The organism is Roseovarius sp. D22-M7 (assembly GCF_037083785.1).
Classification (GTDB): domain Bacteria; phylum Pseudomonadota; class Alphaproteobacteria; order Rhodobacterales; family Rhodobacteraceae; genus Roseovarius.
In genome coordinates, this window is record NZ_JBAPKY010000045.1 from 1 (window position 1) to 18,517 (window position 18,517).

Consider the following 18,517-nt stretch of genomic DNA (forward strand, 5'->3'; position numbering starts at 1 on the left):
CCGTCCGTGGTCACTGACAGATTGCCGTTCCCGGCGGCGGTGAAGGACTGCACGAAGATCGTGTCCGCCGCGTCCGGATCGCTGTCATTGGCCAGCAGGCCCGCGGCCGCGCCGATGGTCAGCGTCTCGCCGTCATCGGTGCTGTAGGTCTCGCCGGCCACAACCGGCGCGGTGTTGTCCTCGTCGACGTCGCCGTCCTGGTCGTTGTCCTTGCCATCGTTGATCTCCGGCGCGCCCGGAAACACCGTGGGGTCGGCATCATCGGCGTCGCCCGCCAGGTCCGAAGTGCCAGACGGCGCAGCGTAGGCCGTCTGATTGTTCGCCGCGTCGTCCACCCCAAAGCCGTCGGCGTCACCGTCAAGATACCAGGTGAACGGACCGTCGAGCCCGTCGACAACCAACTGACCGGTGTTCGGCGTCACGCCGCCCTGGCCGTCGGTCACGTCGTAGGCCACCGTCAGCAAAGCACTCTCGCCCGACGCCAGCGCCGTGGCGAGCTGCGTCGGATCGATGGTGAGCGCCGCGCCGGTCAGACCGAACACCAGCGCCGCGCCGTTCTGGTCCGACACCGAGACGTTCGCCACACTGAGCGTGCCGCCGTCGCTGTCCGAGGCGCCCGCATCGCCCAGAAGGTCGATCTTCACCTCGCCGTCGTTCTCGGCCACGATTCCCGCGTCGATCGGTACAATCGGCGGTAACTCGATCGTTCTGTCGTTTTTTACAATCGCAAACGCACCGATAAGAGAATCAGGAAGCTTTTCGAGAACGATTTCGGCGAGACCGTTGGCGCCCTCGAGCACTAAGACCTTCTCGTCATTCCGTTCCAAGACATTCGCTCGGGTCACGGGCTCATCGACGGAAATGGAAAACCCTTCCCCTGGGCTACTGATTTTATCGCCATCCAGTTGCTCCAGTTTCCCCTCTACGACGACGTCGTAGCCTTGCATGAAAAGGTCGTCGCTCCCTAGGCCCGGAACGAAGACTTCGGTTGCCGTACCAGCCACGAGCAGATCCCCTGTGGCCGTCCCTTCAAGCTGTTCCGCAGCCACATCCTCAAAACCCACGAACAACTGATTACCGAAAAGGTCGAGGGCCAGCCGACCGGACACCTCCCCTTTCAGAGTGAGCCGAAAAGTTTCTTCCGGGTCTGGCCCATTCCGGAAATCGAGGATGACCGAACTGTCTGATGCCTCCACATCCACACCCGGCCGTGCGCCATCAAGGATGAAGTCTGGCACGACGTTCGTCCCGCTGACATTGACGGTCACCCCGGCTTCAGAGGCAGCTTCGAACGGATTGCGCACGCGAATGAATGGGGTTTCTTCGTCGATCGTGAGGTCTGGTGCACCTGGCGAGATACTAGGGATCACAGTCCGATCCATCTCGAAAATTTCACGCAAGCGTGCCTCTTCTTGTGGACTGGAAAGAGACAGCGCTTCGGATGGGTATCCGGCCTCAACTAACGCGTCGAGTGGCGGCGTCCCCGACTGAACGATCAAGCGAGTTGCTGCCTCGAGGAACGCAAGGTTATCTAGAGCCGCGTTGGCTGCCTCGGAAGCGAAACCTCCGACCAGTGGCGAAAAAATTGCTTCTCCGAAAAATCCGAAATCTTCAGCAAGACCGCCGCCTGCGATGGCCTCATCCGAACGAAACGCCTCTCCAGCCAAGGCGAACGCCTCGTTAGCAGCGACAAATGCTCCTTCGGCCTGTTCTATGAGGCTTGGGGTGACAGGCTGACCAGCAGAAATCGCGTCATCAATAGCTTTAATGCTGTCAAACCCCACCTTGAATGCGCTTTTGCCGACAGTAATCCCGAATTGCCCTTTTTCGACTGCATCGCTGGTCTCGAATGCCCTCTCATTCAGTGTGTAATTAACTGCCAGGATCGTCGCGGTGAGTGCGACGCCAGCAAATGGTGCTGTGAAGAACAAAATTGGAACCAACGCACTTGCGCTGTCAACGAGCAGTTCCCCCTTTGCCCGCACATCGTAGAAGTCCTCAATCTCTTCAAGAAGCCGCGATAAGTCCTCATCAGCCTCTTCCAGTCCCGCGCGCTCAAACAGGTTCCGAGCGCGCTCAAGCGTCGAGGCATATTGGAACAGACGAACGTTTAGATCAACATCTGTGACTGGGGCGCCCGTCTCCACGTCGAACGGGTTAAAGGTCACAACATCGAGAAATGTTTCACCATCCTGTGGGTCTCCGATGCCGCGGACATTTCCAAGGTTATAAATTGTACCGTCGAGATTCAGAAGCAACGGAGCATCGGGCGGTGTGTCGAAAGTCGAGGTGAAGCCTCGCGCGTCGTCGGATCCACCGTTCGCGTCGTATGCGATCAGGCGGATGCCGAAAGCATTGCCACTCGGCTCTGGCATGATGATGGAGGCGTTCTCGAATTGCTGATGCTCGAGCACGAACTGAGTGCCCGGACCGGATGTTTGGGGGACACCCGCTACCGACACGCTTATTTCGACCGGTTCATCCGTCACGATCTCCAGACGTTCAACCGGTGGAGCATCATCAGCAACGGTATACTCGAAAAGATCACCGAGTGGTACCAAGTTGCCAGCTTCGTAGGAGGTCGCAAACTCGCGGGTGTCAACGGAAATGGCAGAGGCCGGTTCCGGCGGCTCCGCATCGAGAACCAGGCGCCATCGGTCTGAAAAGGCGTTACTTTGATCCTGAATGTTTAGTCCGAAGTCAATTTCCAGACCAGGCTCGGTAGCGGTGAGTGTGACAAGGTCAAGAATCTCCGCGACGAAATCGGTCTGGCCTGGCCCCGCTCGGAACGTGATCGTGCTTTCGGTAGATATCGGCTCTCCATTGAATTCAACTTCGATCTCGCTTTGATCACCCAGATCGTAGAAAAAGGCCAAATCTACATCGCCGAGTCCATCAGGGTCCGAAATCTGGAAGACTTCGCCGAGTGTGAAGCGTTCGCCCACTTCCCATGGTTTTTCAAGGCGCAGCTCAAGGTTTCTTGTGCCCAAGATATTTTCGCCATTATCGACCACTGAGCCGTCCAATACAGGAGTGAGCTCGGGTGCGGCGTTAGCAGTGACTGGTGTTTCAGGATCCTCCGGTTCGTCGACTTCATCGTCATCGTGACCAGGAGTCGCACGCCCAAACACAATGTAGCTTTCGCCCCGGAAACTGTTGAAATTCTCGCTATCTGAGCCCGCTAAGCTCGCGCCGATGAGTAGATCATCAAATCCATCATCGTTGATGTCTCCAGCTCCAGCAACAGATAAACCATTCTGTCCATCAGCATCGTTTCTCCCATCTATACGAAAGCCATTTGTGCCGTCGAGATTGGTGAGATTGTAACTCGCGTCAAAGCCGTTTGCTGACCCAAACACAACGTAGCTTGCTATCTCATTTGAAAGCTTTTGGGCTCCGATCATCAAATCGTCAATGCCGTCGTCATTGACGTCGCCGGCTCCGGCCACCGAGCTGCCGCTGTTATCTTCCCTTGCTACGCCATCGAGGCGAAAACCGTCGATGCCGTCGAGATCAGCGAGGTCAAGGCTTGGACCGTACGCTTGTGTCGAGCCAAAGATCACATAACTCTCGCCACGTTCCGACTCGGTGAATGTGCTGTCTCCAGCGTCAGGCGCTCCGATGATAAGGTCATCAAGACCGTCACCGTTAATGTCGCCACCCCCTGAGACTGAGGTGCCGCTGCGGTCACCCGGATCGATGCCGCTGAGGCGGAAGCCGTTGGTTCCATTTAGCTCACTGACATCAATGCTGGCTTCAAAAAGATTGTTCGAACCAAAAACCACATAGCTCTCACCAGCGCCAGATCTGTCACCAGGATTGGCGCCGGGTGCCCCAATGATTATATCGCGTATCCCATCACCGTTGATATCACCGGCGTCGGCGACTGGCAGTGCCAGCTGATGCGCTTCGAGCCCCTCCAGCCGAAATCCGTTCGTGCCATCAAGATCGGCAAGGGCGAAGGCCGCACCAACCTGCGTGTCGGACCCAAACACCACGTAGCTTTCACCAGCGCCAGGCGCTGCGATGATCAGATCGTCAATCCCGTCACCGTTTATATCACCGGCCCCGGCGACCGAGCGACCGCTCTCGTCGTTTTCGCCAATGCCATTTATGAGAAACCCATTTTCACCGTCAAGATCAGCTAAACTAAGGCTCGCCCCTAACCTGATGTCCGACCCAAATACAACGTAACTCTCACCTGCGTTGCGGGTACCGGCTGGATCGGCATTGGGTGCCCCGATGATCAGGTCGTCAAATCCATCCGCGTTAATGTCTCCAGCTCCGGAGACTGCGACGCCGTTGCCTTCTGCGTAGCCCACGCTGTCAAGACGAAAGCCATCGGTGCCATCAAGGAGAGCAAGGTCCAAGAATGGGTCGAACGCATCATTTGATCCAAACAGAACGTAGCTTGCACCAAATCCAAATCCAAACGAGCCAATTATGCCTTCAAGCGGAGCCCCGATAATTACATCATCGATTCCATCGCCGTTAATATCTCCTGCAGCGGCAACCGAGTAGCCTGATCGACCACGCGCATCTGCGCCGTCAATTCTGAAACCATCGGCGCCGGCGAGATCGGCAAGAGAAAGCGAGGAGGGAAAGCCCGTTTCGGACATGATCAAATCCCTTTCAACCAATGGTTTAGCGACGAAACTCCGTTTACAGATTGGTAACCTTTGGCTATCGCAAAGCGCAAGACTTTTCTGTTGGCTCGGTCATGCCGTACGCGGGGGCTGCCCGGCGATGAGGGTGCCGTAAAGGAGACTAAGCTCACTGAATCATCGTCGCGTCTGCTGCTGACACCCTCACGCCAGTTTCCGAGCTGGCTGGCTTTAGCTTCTTCGAGCGCACCTTCGAGAGAGCCATGGGTCTCGCCGCTGACGCGCGCGGTGAACCAGACCGGGTTTACCGTAGAGCAAAAAGCTCGGAAGGTAGACCATGACCAAAGGAAACCCAGGGAACCGTTTTTCGAGAGAGGTACGTGCACGCGCGGTGCGCATGGTTCTGGAGAACGAAGCGGATTACAAATCACGGTCGCAGGCGATTGCCTCGATCGCGCAGAAGTTCGGATGCAGCGGCGCGACGTTGCGCGATTGGGTCAACAGGCAGGCCGTCGAGGACGGTGATCGCGATGGCCTGACACAATCGGAACGCGATGAACTCAAGGCGCTGCAGCGGGAGAACCGCGAGCTGCGCCAGGCAAATTAAATCCTGCGCAAGGCGTCGGCTTTTTTCGCAGCGGCGGACCTCGACCGCCAACGCAAGAGATGATCATGTTCATTGATGATCATCGACAGGAGTACAGCGTCGAGGCGATCTGCAGGGTCTTGCCGATCGCGCCGTCCACCTATCACCACCACCAGGCGGTCAAGCGCGACCCATCCAGGGCGTCCGTTCGGGCGCAGCGCGACGCCGGTTTCGGCCCCAAGGTCAAGACCTGCTGGGAGGCCAGCGGCAAGCGCTACGGCGCGGTCAAGGTCTGGTACGATCTCGCTGCAGAAGGCGAGGATGTGGCGCGCTGCACGGTGGTGCGCCTGATGAAAGAGATGGGAATACAGGATGTTATCCGCGGCAAGGGCAAGAAGACAACGTATCGTGATCCGGCCCTGCCTTGCCCTGAAGACAAGGTGAACCGGGACTTCAAGGCCCCGGCGCCGAATGTTCTCTGGGTGGCCGATTTTACTTACGTGCGCACCGCCGTGGGGTTCGTGTACGCCGCCTTCATCATCGACGTCTTCGCCCGGTACATCGTTGGATGGCAGGTCTCTTCGTCGCCCAACACCAAGCTGGTTCTTGACGCGCTGGAGCAGGCGCTTTCCGCCCGCAATCCCGACCGCGATCGGCTGACCCACCACAGCGACCGCGGCGTCCAATACCTGTCGATCAAGTATTCCGAGCGCCTTGAAGAAGCGAAGATCGGGGCCTCGGTCGGCAGCGTGGGGGACAGCTACGACAATGCTCTCGCCGAGACCATCAATGGTCTCTACAAGGCCGAGGTCATCGAACACGAGGGCCCGTGGCGCGGCAAGAAAGACGTCGAGCTCGCGACGCTGGACTGGGTCCATTGGTACAACGACAAACGCCTCTACGGCCCGCTCGGATATATCTCACCCGCAACAGCAGAAAGGAACTTCTACAACGCAGAACTCACGGCTAACATCGCCGCAGAATGATCAACTCGAACCTCTCCGGTAAACCCGGTCTGGTTCACGGCCTTTGGCTGGCGACGCTTTGACAACTGTGGCGCTTCACCGACACCCTCAATGGTGGTCGAGCCTATGTAAGCCACGATGCTCTCTACTCACCGCGGCGAAGCCACATCACCGGCGACCTGGACATCCACGAAATTTCAGCGGACGCATCAGGTCGCCCGGTTTTCGTCAACAAGTTGTTTTCGTACCTTGCGACCGTGGCGGAGGACACGAGCTTCGTGCCGCTCTGGCGCCCGCCCTTCGTATCGCGGTTAGCCGCAGAAGATCGCTGTCATCTCAACAGACTTGCCATGCGCGACGGCAAGGAAACGTTCGTGACCGCCACGGCAGCTTCCGACGTTACGGAGGGCTGGCGGGAGCACCGCCGCAATGGCCGCGTAGTGCTTGACGTGGAAAGTCGGGATATCGTCGTCTCTGGTCTGTCCATGCAACACAGTCCGCGCTGGCACCTTGGCGTGCTCTACTGCCTGCAGGCAGGAACCGGCGAGTTCGGGCGCATAGATGTGACGGCGGGGCGTTTCGAAGTACCCCTGTAGCTCGACGGTATCGCCTGCAGTCAGCGGCACCATGGTCTGCAGCCAGATTGTGGTCGCGAGCGAGACGTGGGTGGCGGAGATTTCGCCGACGGAGCCGCGGATTTCAGTCGTACCGTTCAGAACCAGCCGCCCGCCCATGCGGGCCGTGGTGCTGGCGTTGATCTTTTAGAGCAGCGTCGCGCCGGAGAGTTGGCGATCGGCGACATGGCGCCACGGATGGCCCTTTCGGCCTTCCGGGCGGTCACCTGTTTTCAATAAGTGACAGCGCCTGCTGCATCGCGCGCCGATACTGGGCGCGATCATAGATGTCATTGTGGCCGGCGCCGGCGATGACGCGGTCCAAGACCAGGTTATCCGCAGCTTTTCGAACCGGTTCGGTTCTGCGGGGCGGAACGATGGTGTCCGCCGCAGCAGCGATCACCGCCACCGGCGCCTCCACTGCCGAGAGGTCTGCGGCCACGTCCATGTGGTGCCGCAACAGGAGACCAACTGGCAGCCACGGGTAGTGCTCGCGGGCCAGCGCCGTGAGGGTATCGAACGGGGTGACGAGGATCAGCCCCATGATCGGGCGCAACCGGGCGACGTGCACGGCCGGACCGGCACCGAGGCTGAGCCCAACGGTCACGATTCCGTCGGGCGCCAGCCTGGCAACGATGTCGTCATGGATTTCCAGGGCGTCATTCAGGATTGCCTGCGCGCTCGGCCTGCCAGTACTGGGCGAATAGCCGCAGTAGTGGAACGCGACGACGTCCCGGTCGGGGAAAGTCGAGTACAGGTGAAGCGCCAGATCGTGTGCGTTCCACGCGTTACCGCCGAAGCCGAGAACGAGGCTTGCGCCCCCCGGCGATGGCCCTTCAGCCGGCAGATGCACGCCGACCAGTTGCCCGCCGGAGCCCACGCTGAGGGTGAGCCGCTCGGCCTTGGACGGCAAGGGTGCACCCGGGCCCACCATCCCTCTCGGAAACAGCAGCTTGCCCTGAAACACCGCGACCATGCCGACCACGGCGAGGTAAATCGCCAAGACAGTTCCGGCAATCTTGAGAAAGGAGAACATACCCAACTGTCCTGAATCGAGGCGCCCGCCGCAAGACCGCATCATCCGCCGTGCAAGGTCCCTGTTCCAATCGCACAAGCAGGGTCCGCATGTTCGATACGTGCCACCGGCCACCACGCCGGCTGATCATACCGCGCTCGTTCATAGCCTCCGCGATCCAGTGAAGCGACGTCACCCCGCCGATCTCAGACTCCCGATCACCAGTGCGAGGATATTCACGAGTTTTGCCCCGATACGTGTTTCGCCCTTCCGCTTCATCTGTCGAGAACAGCCGCATCCCGGCGGTCGCACGACGACTCAGACCATGGGTCCGGCTTACCTACCCGCGCACGCCTGCGCTTGGTCCCGCAGCACCGCGTAATCGGCCAGCCATTCCACGATCACCGCGCCCTCTGGCAACGCCGCCACCTCTTCGGCCATCTGCGCCTGCTCAGCCCGGCTATACTCCACAATAGGTGGACGCACCCCAAGCGACGCATCAGAACCCACCCCGGCGCAACCGCCCAACAAGAGCGTCCCGATCACGAGGGCGCTGCGCAGCAGCCTCCAGCATCTGTTTTTGAATCGCATTATTACGCTCCAGCATGTCCAGCCGCTCGGCGGCGCGGCCCGCACGCTCACCGCTGCGACGGAGATTGAACAGAAAAAGGGCGACTGCGAGCGCGACGAGGCCAAGACCTGCCGCCTGCCGCGCCCATGGCCGGGCGAGGATCCCGGCCAGACCTATGCCCCACATCAGCGGCGCCCCTTGCGCCAGTCGTCAATCCGCGCCCAGACCGCGACGCCGATCCCCGCAAGCGCCAGCGCGATGAACACCCATCGCAGGGTGTCGAGATAGGGCACCAGCGGCAGGACCGCGCCCTGCGCCTCGGCCAGCACTTCCTGCGCCACCTCGACCCCGCCGGCACCAACAGTGGCTACCCCTGCCGCCCCGGTGCCCTTGAGCGTCAGGCTTTCGGCCAGCTTTTCGCGCGCGGGCGGCGTCTCGGGCGCGAACGGCGTTGCCCGCGGCGGGAACGGCGCACCCCACTGACGCGCCGGCCCGAGATCGACATGCATGAAGTTGGAGCGCGGATAGGTGCCAAAGCCCAGGAACCCGACCTCGCGCGCCGCGGCCTCGAAGGCCACCGGGTCATGGTTCGCCATGGAGATATCGAAGGCGGTCCCGTCCATGTGCTTCGAGTGCCTCGCCCCACCCACGGCGCGATTGTGCTCGGGGCTGCGATAGCCAGAGTTCACGATCAGCGGCTTGCCCAGCCGATCGCGCAGCGCCTGCAGGGTGTCGAGCGCTTCGGGGTGCAGCTTGAGCTGGCCGGTGCCGCGGCAGGCGATCTCGGCGGGCGAGAAGTCGGGCCAGCGCCAGAGATGCTCGGGCACCTCGCGGAAATGGCGGAAACTGCGAATGGGGTCGGACATGAGGGGCTCCTTCGGAGTGTGATAAAACGGGATCAACCCCGCGGCCCGGACGGGCAGCAGGGCGTGGTGGGCGGATTTCGGAAATGCGCGTCGTGAGACCGGAAAGAGCGCGTCGCGCAGCGCCAAGCGTCCGGGCGTGCAGTGCGCGCGCTACGCTGGACGCGCCTGACGCGCGGCGATCACTCGTCGCGCCCGCGCTGAAAGGCGGCGAACATCAGGTTACGCATATCGTGGATGTCGCGTTCGATGCGCTCGAGCCGGTCGTGATCGATGCGCCGGTCCTCGTCGCGGCGCTTCTCGATGCGCAGGCGCTCGGCGTCGAGCTCCTGTTCGAGCTTGTGCAGCAGGGCTTCGTTGGTGAAGGCTTTGCGCGTGACCGCGACGGCCAACCCGCCGATGAAGGTGAACCAGACGCCGATCGCGGCCGCCACGCCATGATCGCGGAACGCTTGGATGATCTGGTCGGTGAAGCTGTCGCGCTCGGGCATCCCGCCTCCTTGTCCTGATGCTTATGATGGGTCCTGCGGGCGTTGGTGGAGGCCCCCGACAGCGGGCCGGCCGGTCTAGGCAGCCCGCTCAGCCCATCCCGGCGCGGTTGCGCGCGACCGCGTGGATGTGGTCGCGCGTCGCGCTGTCCAGCGCCCCGGGAAAGAGCATCACCTGATTGATGTGCCCCGACAGCCCGAGCGTATTGATCCCGGCCGACAGCTCGATCACGTCCTCGACGAACATGTCGTCCGGCCGGTAGATCATCCGCGTCCAGGTCCCGGCCTGCGCCTGCGGAATGGTGACGCCGAACTGCGCCCCGCCCCCGAAGTCCAGAAAAGGCAGGACCGTGCCGGCGCGGTAGGCAGGCCGATCATTGAAGCCGAACATGTCGCCCGAGAGATCCGAGATATCACGAACAAGCGCATGGCCCGACGCCTGCCGGATGGCGGAGCTCATATCTGTTGCCAGCCCCGCCACCACATGGGCGTTGGCCTTGCGCAGGCCCGATTTGCCCTCGGTTTGCAGACCCTCCACAACATGCGCCGTGGCCTTGCGCACGACCGTTCTGCCGTCGGTCTCCAGACCCGCCACCACGAACGCCGTGGATTTGCGAAGCTTGACGTCCCCGGTCACGCGAGCGCCTCCAGCCCGAACTGCGTCCCGTCGATCCCGGCCGCCGTCCAGGCGGCGCCGGTTGCCGGGTCCACGTCCCAGAAGAACCGGACAGCGCCGAGCGCGTCAGCGATATCGACAGGCGCTCCCAGCAGCGCGGCATCCGCCCGGCCGTCGAAACGCTGAACCGGTGAGGCCCCGCTCGTGAAGGCGGCCGCGACAAAGGAGACCCCGACGATGGTGGTGTCGGCGGGCAGTGCGGGTGCGTCGGCAAGATTGAACACATGCGCCTGCCCGACCGTGCTCGCGACCATGGCATCCGCGACATCCGAAAACGTGGTGGTCGAGATGCTGGCGACCGACCCCGCGAACTCCGCGGGTGTGCCGTCGGAGACCAGAGGCAGCGTGTGCAGCCTGAAGCCGAGCGTCGGAACATCCGCGACGATCAGCTCGGCCCATGGCACATTGTAGAAATCGGTGGTCCGGTCTGAGGAGCCCTCAACGCGCACGGATGCCACGAGCTCCGAGGTCCCCGGCTTGAGAACGCCCTCGTGCACGACTTGCAGGATCCCGTCGACATAGGCCAGAAAGACCCCGTCCGGATCGCCGATCTTCACAAACATATCGATGCTGGCCGCGCCAAAGACCGGGACTGCGGCCTCGAGACCGGCATGGGTGCGAAACCACAACGTCTCGTCGGCCTGCGAGCCGGCAGTCGGATTCCAGAGACCGCAGATCACATTGCCGTCGGCATCCTCGAGCCCGAGGATCCAGGACGGCCCCTCATGCGCGCTGCTGGTGGTCCTCGGCTGAACGCGCGCATGCAGCCAGACGCCGTTGGTCGGCGTGAACCCGAGACGCGCGCGCGTCGGGAAGAGAACCGCGTTGCCCACGCGCGAGTTGGGGCCGCTTTCCGCGGGGTCGGTGTATCTGATCAGCGCCGATAGCGCGGGCAGCTCCGTGAAGCCGTCGAACTCGCTGGTTGCGGCAAGAATGGTCATTCCAGGGTCTCCCTTTGGTTTACGGCCACCCCGACAGGGTCGCCATCCGTGACATTGCCGGCGGGCTGCCCCCGCCACTGCGCAAGGGTGCCGGCATCATTGGCGTCGACCCAAGCGCCCGCGAATTGCTGCACGTTCACATCCGGCTGTTCCCCGGATAGAAACAGGGCGGTGAAGAGCAGCGGCATCAGATCACCGCGCCGCGCAGCGTGACGGCCAGGCCCGCGACGGAGGCCTCGGCCGGGGCTGCGAACGAAGACGCGACGAACCGCACGACCGATCCCTTGCCGATCGCGACCGCGACAGACCCGGCCGTCGCGAAGGTGAACATCCCGGTCGTGGACACGGTGATGGCGCCGACGACGAGCCCGTCGACCGTGACATCCACCGACCAGGCGGCGTCGGGCGGCTCATCGACATGCCCGACCGCGCCCGCGAGATCGGCCGGCATGCGCACATCGCGCGGCATCACCACCTTTCCGATGACGTCGCCCGGGCCGGGTGTGGCCATGGACACGACCCCGAAATCGTAGATCTCGCGCGCGGCGGGCTGCACCCCGTCCTCGGAGAGATAGAGGATCCGCTGATCGCCCGGCTCGACCGTCGTCTCGTCGGCACCACCGGCACGCGTGATGACGGCCACGCCGTCCGCCTCGTTGCGCACAAGGACAAGGCGCTTCACGGACGGGAAGGCGACCGTGACCCCGGCGCCGGGCGCACCTGTCAGCACGAGGCGCACGAGACCGAGCGCCTGCGCGGACGGCACAGGGATGATCCCGCCGGCGCTGACATCCAGAAGCCCCGAGTCCGTCATGGCCAGATCGAGCGCGTCGAAAGCGGCGTTGGCGGTGACCTCCTTCTGGTCCTGGCTCGCCTGGATATGGGCGATGGCGAGATTGGGCGTGCTCATTCATGTCTCCCTGACTGTGGCCGTCGCGGGAAAGCCGCGCCCGACCGCCGCGCTGGTCTGGTGGACACACAGAGTGAGCGTGTCGGGGACCGTGCCAAAATCCGCCTGTGCCTGCGCTGCGGCGTAGAGCACCTGCGGCGTGGCGGTCTCCAGCACCCGGATCACGTCGCCGGCCCCGTCCAGAATATCTACCTCATAGGCCTCCGCGGCCTCGGCGAGGGGCACGGTGCCGGTGCCGTCGCGCCAGTCGCCGCCGATCCGGGTGCGGCGCCGCCAGGACAGGGTGATGCCGGCGGCCGTCCACACCCCCGCCACATGCGCCGGGGTGTAGGGCTTGAGATCGGTGCCGCCTACTACCTGCGTGACCGTGTCCGCCTCATCAAACGCCTCGCCCCGCCCGACGCCGCGGTAGCGCAGTTGTTGCCCGACCAGCCCGAGCGGTTCGGTGAAGAGCGCGCCCTCATCGTCGAGCACCACGATTACCGCCCCGGCCGCATGCGCGAGCCGGCCGTCCGTGCCGCGCCGCCCGCGCAGCAGCGTCGAGAGCCGGTAGATGTCATTGCCGAGAGGCGTGACATCGCGGAACTGGATCAGCTCGGCCCCGCCATCCGCGTCGACCACGAGGGCGGCGTTGCGGCCGTTGAGCAACTGCAGATCGGAGACCGACTCGAGCCTTCCCTCGGGATCGCGCAGCCGCACATCGAGCGCGTTGACCGCGTCCCATGTCCAGACCGAGCGCGGCGGGGCAAGGGCTGCGCGCAGGGTGCCGATCAGCGCAGGATCACTGATGCGCGCCGGGATGTCCCAGTCCGCCCCGTCGCGCGAGCGAAAGAGCGACAGCCCGGTCCAGGGCCCGGCCACGCGCGGGGCGGCGAAGAGATACTGCCGCGAGGCGACGCCGCCGGTATCATGACGGTCGCGCAGCAGCGGGACCTGTGGGACGACCCACCGTGAGGGCACATCGCCCAGCACACCCGAGGGTCGGATCCCGGTACCGGTCGCGCCGATGGCCTCTGACAGATACGCCGACCCGATATGCCGGACGCCCTTGGCGCGCAGTTCCCAGTCCGCGCCGATCTCGACCTGCGTCAGCCGCACCGCGATCGCGGTCCCACCGGGCGCCGCCACGCGCAGCAGGTCGGTGGGGTCAAGACGCAGAAATCCCGGGCGCAGGGCGAACTCGACCCCATCCCGCTCGATCCAGGCCGAGGCCATGAGACGCTCGGCGATGCGTTTGGCCTCGGTGGCCTCCAGCGCCATGGGCAGTTCGATGTCGCGCTTGTCGCGCGATCCCATGGTGGCGACGGGCTGGGAGACTCGTGTGGCCGATTGCGCGCCCTGATTGTAGTCGCCACTCGTGTCCTGATAGGTCACGGTGATGCGCTCGGGCAGATCGGTCTCCTGCACGCGCTGGAGCTGTACGACGCGGCCCGTCTCGCGCGCGGGGACGAGATCATCGGGCGTCAGACTTGGCGCCTCGGCAGCGTCCCGGGCGCGTGGCACAAAGCGGATCCGGTCATCGGTCTCGACCGCATCGAAGGCAAAGGCCTGCGCCACCGGCTCGATCGCCGCCCGCGCGCTGCCCTGCCGGCCGATGGCGTAGCCCTGCAATTGCGGCGCGCCGATCTGCGACACATCGATATCGGCCGGCCCCAGCCCGACCCGGGCGCAGATATCGGCGACGATCGCGCCGGGCGTCACGCCCTCGCCGGCGGTGCGGTTGAGAAACAGCCGGGTGGCGGCCGATCCGGTCTGCACATAGCCCGTGAGCGTGTCCGAGCGCGCATCATACCCCGCGGCCTCGCCGCCGCCAAAGATGTCGCCCGTGGCAAACCCGTCGGTGAACAGGATCTCCGCGCCGGTGCGCAGATCGACCTGGCTGACCTGCGGTTCGCGATGCCAGGCCATGCGCCGGCCCTCGGTGCGGGATTTGGCGATGGCCATGTTCTCCTTGCGCGTGGTGGAGAAGGCAAAGAGCGACAGCCGCGTCGCCCAGATGACCCCGTCATCGGGGCGCCATTTGACCGCATACCGCCCGGTGAGATCCGCGAGCGCATCCGGGAACGCGAGCGCGCTGATCCACACGAGCGCGTCATCGACCGGATCATACACCGCCCCGGCCGGTTCGTATGTGAACCCTGTCGCCTCGGGGTGAATATCGGCCGGAGAAAGCTGCCAGTGCCCGGCATTCTCGACGACCGGGCCGGGCGCGCCCGGACGCACGCGCAGCCGCTCGATGGGAATGGTGCTGGCCGTGCCGGTATTCGACGTGCGCAGGATCCACGCCTCGCCGAGGCCCTCGCCCACAAGACCCTGAACCACATTCTCGACATTGGTCGGCCCCGGTCCCATGCGCGGCAGGTTGGCGAGAAACTCCATGGTGTCGGCGAGAATGCAGCCATGGCCGCTGCCGAACCGGCCCGAGGCGATCAGCACGTCGACCGGCCCGGTCAGGCTGAGCGCGCGCATCCAGCCCAGTGTCGTCAGGGACGCGAACCCGCCGGCATTGTTGCTCAGGCTGTTGCTGCGGCGCCCGAAGCTGTCCACGACCGCCATGGCGTCGAGATCGATCTTCACGACCGGCTTGGTGTTGCTGATGCCCAGCTGGGTGTAGGCATACCCGTCGCCGCCAATGAAGCAGTGATCGAACCCGAAATTATCCCTGTAGAGGTTCAGCGCCTCGGCCAGCGCGTCGGAAATCAGATCCTCGGGCCGCGCCTGCGCCAGTTCGTCCAGCGTGCGCAGATCGAACAGCCGCAGACCGTCCGGGCTCAGCATGAGCTGGTGCTGGCGCTGCCAGTCGGTGGCCCCGTAGCTCGTCAGCACGCTGTCGAGCGGGCCGCCCGGCAGGTTGGTGCTCTTGAGCGCGGGAAAGGCCGCCTGCGCGTTGAAGGTCACCTCGGCGGTGATGTTTGGGATGCGGTTGCCGAAGTTCTCCAGCGGCAGATCTTCGAACACCAGGTAGGCCAGCCCGCGAAAGGCCGGTGTCCGGCCGTGACCTTCCGTGGCCTCGATCAGCGGATCGGGCAGCTGGTCCTCGCCGCCGGTGTGAAAGCGGAACTCCAGACCGGGGATCGACACGTCCGGATTGGTGCCGCGCGCGTCATGGATGAGCTTGCCATCGGCCCAGATCCGGATGAGATCGCCGGCTGGGCCTTCGGCGAGGCCGAGCGCAAAGGAGGCGTAGTAGCCATAGGTGGTCTGGCGCTGACCGCCGCCGCCCTTGCCGCCGACCTTGCGGGTCTGGCGCTCCTCGCGGATCCCGGGCGCCCAGATCACGTTGCCGGAAACCCGCATGGTGCCGTAGATCAGCGGGATGGGCGCGCCGTAGGCCGAGGAGGTCACCGAGAGATCGCGCAGCCGCGGCCCCTCGATATCGGGCTGGTCGGGGCCGAACAGCAGCGAGCCGACGGTCGAGCCGATCAGCCAGCCGGCCTGCCAGCCGATCCCGAGCGCGGTGCTGCCGAGCGCGCCGGCGCCAGCGATGGCCAGCACCGCCATCAGACAACTCCCGGCATTCTGTAAGCCGCGCGGCGGCGCGAGAGCCATGGCTCGACCAGCGGTTCCTCGAGCACGCAGCGCCGCAGCGCATGGGCGTGCAGCAGATGCGGCACGCCGTGGCGCGCGGTGAGGAACCCCGCATGGCACGGGTAGCTCGTCTCGGCGAAGACCAGGATGTCGCCGGGGCGCGCCTCCGGGAGCGGAACGGGCGCGAGATCGACGGCGAATTCCTCGACAAGGCGGTGGCTGGTGGCGCGCCGGTCATAGCCCTGCACATCGTGATGCGGCACGCGCAAGCCATCGGCGACCACGATCAGCAGACCGATGCAGTCGACACCGGCCGGCCCGCGCCCCTGATGGCGCCAGCGCGCCCCGATCCAGCGGCGCGCCTCGGCGATCACGACGTCGGCACGCAGTGGCTCACCGCGCATTGGCTCATCGTGCGTTGGCTTACCGGGCATTGGGCGTCTCAGTCAGCTTGTCGGTGCCCGGCACGAAGGGATCGCCCCGGAAATTGAGCACGTTGTCGAACCGGTCGATGCAGGTGGACACCCCCGCCGCGGCGGCGAGGCGCAACCGGCGAAAGAACCGGTCGGCGCGCGCATTGGCCGCCTCCATTTCCGAGCTCAGCCGCTGGAAGGCGGTTGCACCGTCCTCGCCGATCCCCTTGAGTTCGGCCCGGACCTGCCGGCCGCCCTCGGCGGCCAGCCGCACCGTGACCTGTTTGACAGCACTGGTCATTGGGACTCCGATCCCTGTTGCTTTGCCTGGTTTGTGGGGTGTGGATGGTCACTGCGGGCGCTGTGCCCGGATCTGCGCGTTGACCGCGCGCACCATCGCGGCCTCGATCACCGGCAGAAGTTCCACCGCGGCGCGTCGGTCGAGCCCGCTCGCGTCGGCCATGGCCAGCACCGCGCCCATGTCCCAGCCGAGCACCGCGCCATCCGACACGCGCAGCTGGCCGGTGGCCTCGCGCGCGACATCCCAGGCCAGCATGCCCTCGCGCGTCAGCGGCGCGTTTTGCCGCGCCGGGCAGGCCTCGCAGACTTGGCCGCAGTTGCCGCAGTACCCGGCGCCCCCGCCGAAGTGCCAGTCTGCGAGGGCGCCGAGGCGTTTTTTTCCTGTTCCAGATGCAGGCCCGGGGCCACGTAGCGCAGCTGGAACGCCTCGAAGATCGGCACGATCTCCAGAAGCGCGTCGAGCCCCTCGGGCGTAAGCTCGGCGGGCGCGCCCGCCTCGTCATGAACCCCCGCCCAGTCATCCACCGCCACGCGCGCCAGCGCTTTGGCCAGCGCGATGCCACGCGCATTGGCGCTCGCCGCCTCTGGCAGCTCCGCCAGGATCGGCTCCTCGCGGGCGCGGTTCATCAGCGAGGTGGTGATCGGCGCCACGCGCAGCTGCACGCCGTGGCCGAGATCGAGCCAGTCCGAGGCTTGGTTCAGGTCGAGACGGATCATCAGGTCCCTCCATGGGTTGCAACATCGTTGAGCAGGGCGACTTCGAGCATCACGCCGGCCGCATCGGCGGCGGCGCGCCACTCGAAGCTCGCCTCGACCCCGGCCGGGCCGGTGATCGCATATTTGGGCTTGGGCAGGTGGACCTGCGGCAGGGTGAAGCTCAGCGCGTAACCCGGGGCCATGGAAAAGCCGTAGACCAGCGCCACCGGGTCGCCGCTCGTGGCCTCTGCGACCAGCGTCTCGCCATCAAAGCGCACGGTCAGCGAGCCCTCGCAGGTCGCGAGCGTGGGATCCGCGCCATCGATCCGGCCATCCTCGCGAATGGAGCGCACCCGCTCGATCCCGTTGGAGAAGGTCAGCGAGCCGGCCGTCACACCGGCGAGCGGGGTCCCTGCGCGACTGATCCGCCCGCGCCCATGGCTGAAGCGGCGCAGCTCGAAGGCGGCGGGGTTGGCCTCCAGCGTGGTGCCTTCGGTCTCTTCCCCTTGCGCCACCACCGAGACGGTGGCGTTGGCCGGCCCCTCCTGGCCCATCTGGAACGACAGCTCCTCCAGCACCGCCCCCGCATGGCGAAAGAAGACCAGGTTTGTAAGTTTGGGATGGCCGATCTCGATCAGGAAGGACGGCAGGCTGTCGGCCCCGCTGCGCCAGACATGGCGATAGCCACCGCCGGTGAGCGTCGGCGCCGAGCGCGCGGCGTTTGAGGCGGCCAGCGTGAAGGTGTTGCCGTCCGGGCCAAGGGTGTCATGGGTGATCCCCAGCGCCGTGTCGTCCTCCACGGCATAGGTGGCCACCGCGATGGTGGGGTCGCTGGCGGCGTTCAGGTCAGCGGCCAGCGCGGTGAGCGTATCCGCCAGCGTGGCGCCGATCTCGGTCTCGTTCCCCGCCGCAACGCCGGCGACAAAACTCCATGTCACCCCGTTCAGCGTCAGCGTGTCGCCCGGGGCGGGGATCTCGGCAAAGCTCAGGCGCCCGGTTGCCGCTTGCGGGGTCGTCACTGGATCGCCGAAGAGCGCCGTCATCCACCAGCCCGTGCCCTGCAGATCGAACGGGATCTCGAGCTGGCCCTCATCGGTGACCAGCCCCCGATACGGCGCTTGCGCGTTCCGCCCGCGTCCCAGCAGCGGGTCATCGCCGAGCGGAATGCTCGCCGACAGGTCCGCCGTCTTGAAATCGAGCTGGCGGACGGGGCCGGTAGTTGCGCCGCCATACTGCGTCTCGCGCACGGCCTTGAGTGTGGCATCGGCGCCGTAGGCGCGTTGCTTGCCCATGGGCATCTCCTGTGATGTCGGGATATGTCGTGTGGTTTTGATGTCTGCGCCCCTC

General features: G+C 64.7%; 15 protein-coding genes, 2 pseudogenes and 1 other annotated feature. Of the genes and pseudogenes, 2 read left to right on the forward strand and 15 right to left on the reverse strand.

What is annotated here, in order from left to right; translation table 11 throughout:
• A pseudogene (locus tag V8324_RS16410) lies at positions 1-4,619 on the reverse strand (hypothetical protein); the annotation flags it as partial.
• Between the two features lie 322 nt (positions 4,620-4,941).
• Here V8324_RS16410 and V8324_RS16415 point away from each other — a divergent pair.
• A pseudogene (locus V8324_RS16415) lies at positions 4,942-6,176 on the forward strand (IS3 family transposase).
• Positions 5,229-5,345, forward strand: a sequence feature (AL1L pseudoknot). It overlaps the preceding pseudogene by 117 nt.
• Positions 6,177-6,241: 65 nt before the next feature.
• Positions 6,242-6,751 (forward strand): DUF4915 domain-containing protein, encoded by a 510-nt coding sequence (locus tag V8324_RS22460; protein ID WP_442970557.1) that lies wholly within the window; start codon positions 6,242-6,244, stop codon positions 6,749-6,751.
• Between the two features lie 241 nt (positions 6,752-6,992).
• Here the strand turns inward: V8324_RS22460 and V8324_RS16425 are convergent, their stop codons facing one another.
• From V8324_RS16425 to V8324_RS16495, 14 genes are all read right to left on the reverse strand, one after another.
• Positions 6,993-7,805: an alpha/beta hydrolase gene (locus V8324_RS16425; RefSeq protein WP_336421009.1), complete on the reverse strand. Its 813-nt coding sequence runs from the start codon at positions 7,803-7,805 to the stop codon at positions 6,993-6,995.
• A gap of 478 nt (positions 7,806-8,283) precedes the next feature.
• Positions 8,284-8,541 carry a hypothetical protein gene (locus V8324_RS16430; protein WP_336421010.1) on the reverse strand — a complete coding sequence of 86 codons (258 nt, stop codon included), beginning with the start codon at positions 8,539-8,541 and terminating at the stop codon, positions 8,284-8,286.
• Positions 8,541-9,221, reverse strand: coding sequence for a YcbK family protein (locus V8324_RS16435; protein WP_336421011.1), 681 nt, complete (start codon positions 9,219-9,221; stop codon positions 8,541-8,543). The genes V8324_RS16430 and V8324_RS16435 overlap by 1 nt, the downstream gene beginning before the upstream one ends.
• Positions 9,222-9,400: 179 nt before the next feature.
• A complete protein-coding gene (locus V8324_RS16440) occupies positions 9,401-9,709 on the reverse strand; it encodes a hypothetical protein (protein ID WP_336421012.1) in 309 nt (102 codons plus the stop codon).
• Positions 9,710-9,797: 88 nt separating this feature from the next.
• On the reverse strand, positions 9,798-10,343 hold the full coding sequence (locus V8324_RS16445) for a hypothetical protein (RefSeq protein WP_336421013.1): 546 nt from the start codon (positions 10,341-10,343) through the stop codon (positions 9,798-9,800).
• The gene (locus V8324_RS16450; RefSeq protein WP_336421014.1) at positions 10,340-11,323 is read right to left on the reverse strand and encodes a hypothetical protein; all 984 of its coding nucleotides are present in this window, start codon (positions 11,321-11,323) and stop codon (positions 10,340-10,342) included. The genes V8324_RS16445 and V8324_RS16450 overlap by 4 nt, the downstream gene beginning before the upstream one ends.
• The gene (locus tag V8324_RS16455) at positions 11,320-11,511 is read right to left on the reverse strand and encodes a hypothetical protein (protein WP_336421015.1); all 192 of its coding nucleotides are present in this window, start codon (positions 11,509-11,511) and stop codon (positions 11,320-11,322) included. Before V8324_RS16455 ends, V8324_RS16450 begins: the two co-directional genes overlap by 4 nt.
• Positions 11,511-12,233 (reverse strand): hypothetical protein, encoded by a 723-nt coding sequence (locus V8324_RS16460; RefSeq protein WP_336421016.1) that lies wholly within the window; start codon positions 12,231-12,233, stop codon positions 11,511-11,513. The genes V8324_RS16455 and V8324_RS16460 overlap by 1 nt, the downstream gene beginning before the upstream one ends.
• Complete coding sequence (locus tag V8324_RS16465; RefSeq protein WP_336421017.1) at positions 12,234-15,734, reverse strand: phage tail protein; 3,501 nt, start codon at positions 15,732-15,734, stop codon at positions 12,234-12,236. It lies immediately after the preceding gene.
• Complete coding sequence (locus V8324_RS16470) at positions 15,734-16,165, reverse strand: C40 family peptidase (protein ID WP_336421018.1); 432 nt, start codon at positions 16,163-16,165, stop codon at positions 15,734-15,736. Before V8324_RS16470 ends, V8324_RS16465 begins: the two co-directional genes overlap by 1 nt.
• A gap of 19 nt (positions 16,166-16,184) precedes the next feature.
• Positions 16,185-16,475, reverse strand: coding sequence for a phage BR0599 family protein (locus tag V8324_RS22465; RefSeq protein ID WP_442970555.1), 291 nt, complete (start codon positions 16,473-16,475; stop codon positions 16,185-16,187).
• Positions 16,476-16,523: 48 nt separating this feature from the next.
• Positions 16,524-16,730 carry a DUF7697 family protein gene (locus tag V8324_RS16485; RefSeq protein ID WP_336421019.1) on the reverse strand — a complete coding sequence of 69 codons (207 nt, stop codon included), beginning with the start codon at positions 16,728-16,730 and terminating at the stop codon, positions 16,524-16,526.
• Between the two features lie 11 nt (positions 16,731-16,741).
• On the reverse strand, positions 16,742-17,191 hold the full coding sequence (locus V8324_RS16490) for a hypothetical protein (RefSeq protein WP_336421020.1): 450 nt from the start codon (positions 17,189-17,191) through the stop codon (positions 16,742-16,744).
• Complete coding sequence (locus tag V8324_RS16495) at positions 17,191-18,462, reverse strand: phage tail tube protein (RefSeq protein ID WP_336421021.1); 1,272 nt, start codon at positions 18,460-18,462, stop codon at positions 17,191-17,193. The genes V8324_RS16490 and V8324_RS16495 overlap by 1 nt, the downstream gene beginning before the upstream one ends.
• Positions 18,463-18,517 lie beyond the last annotated feature (55 nt).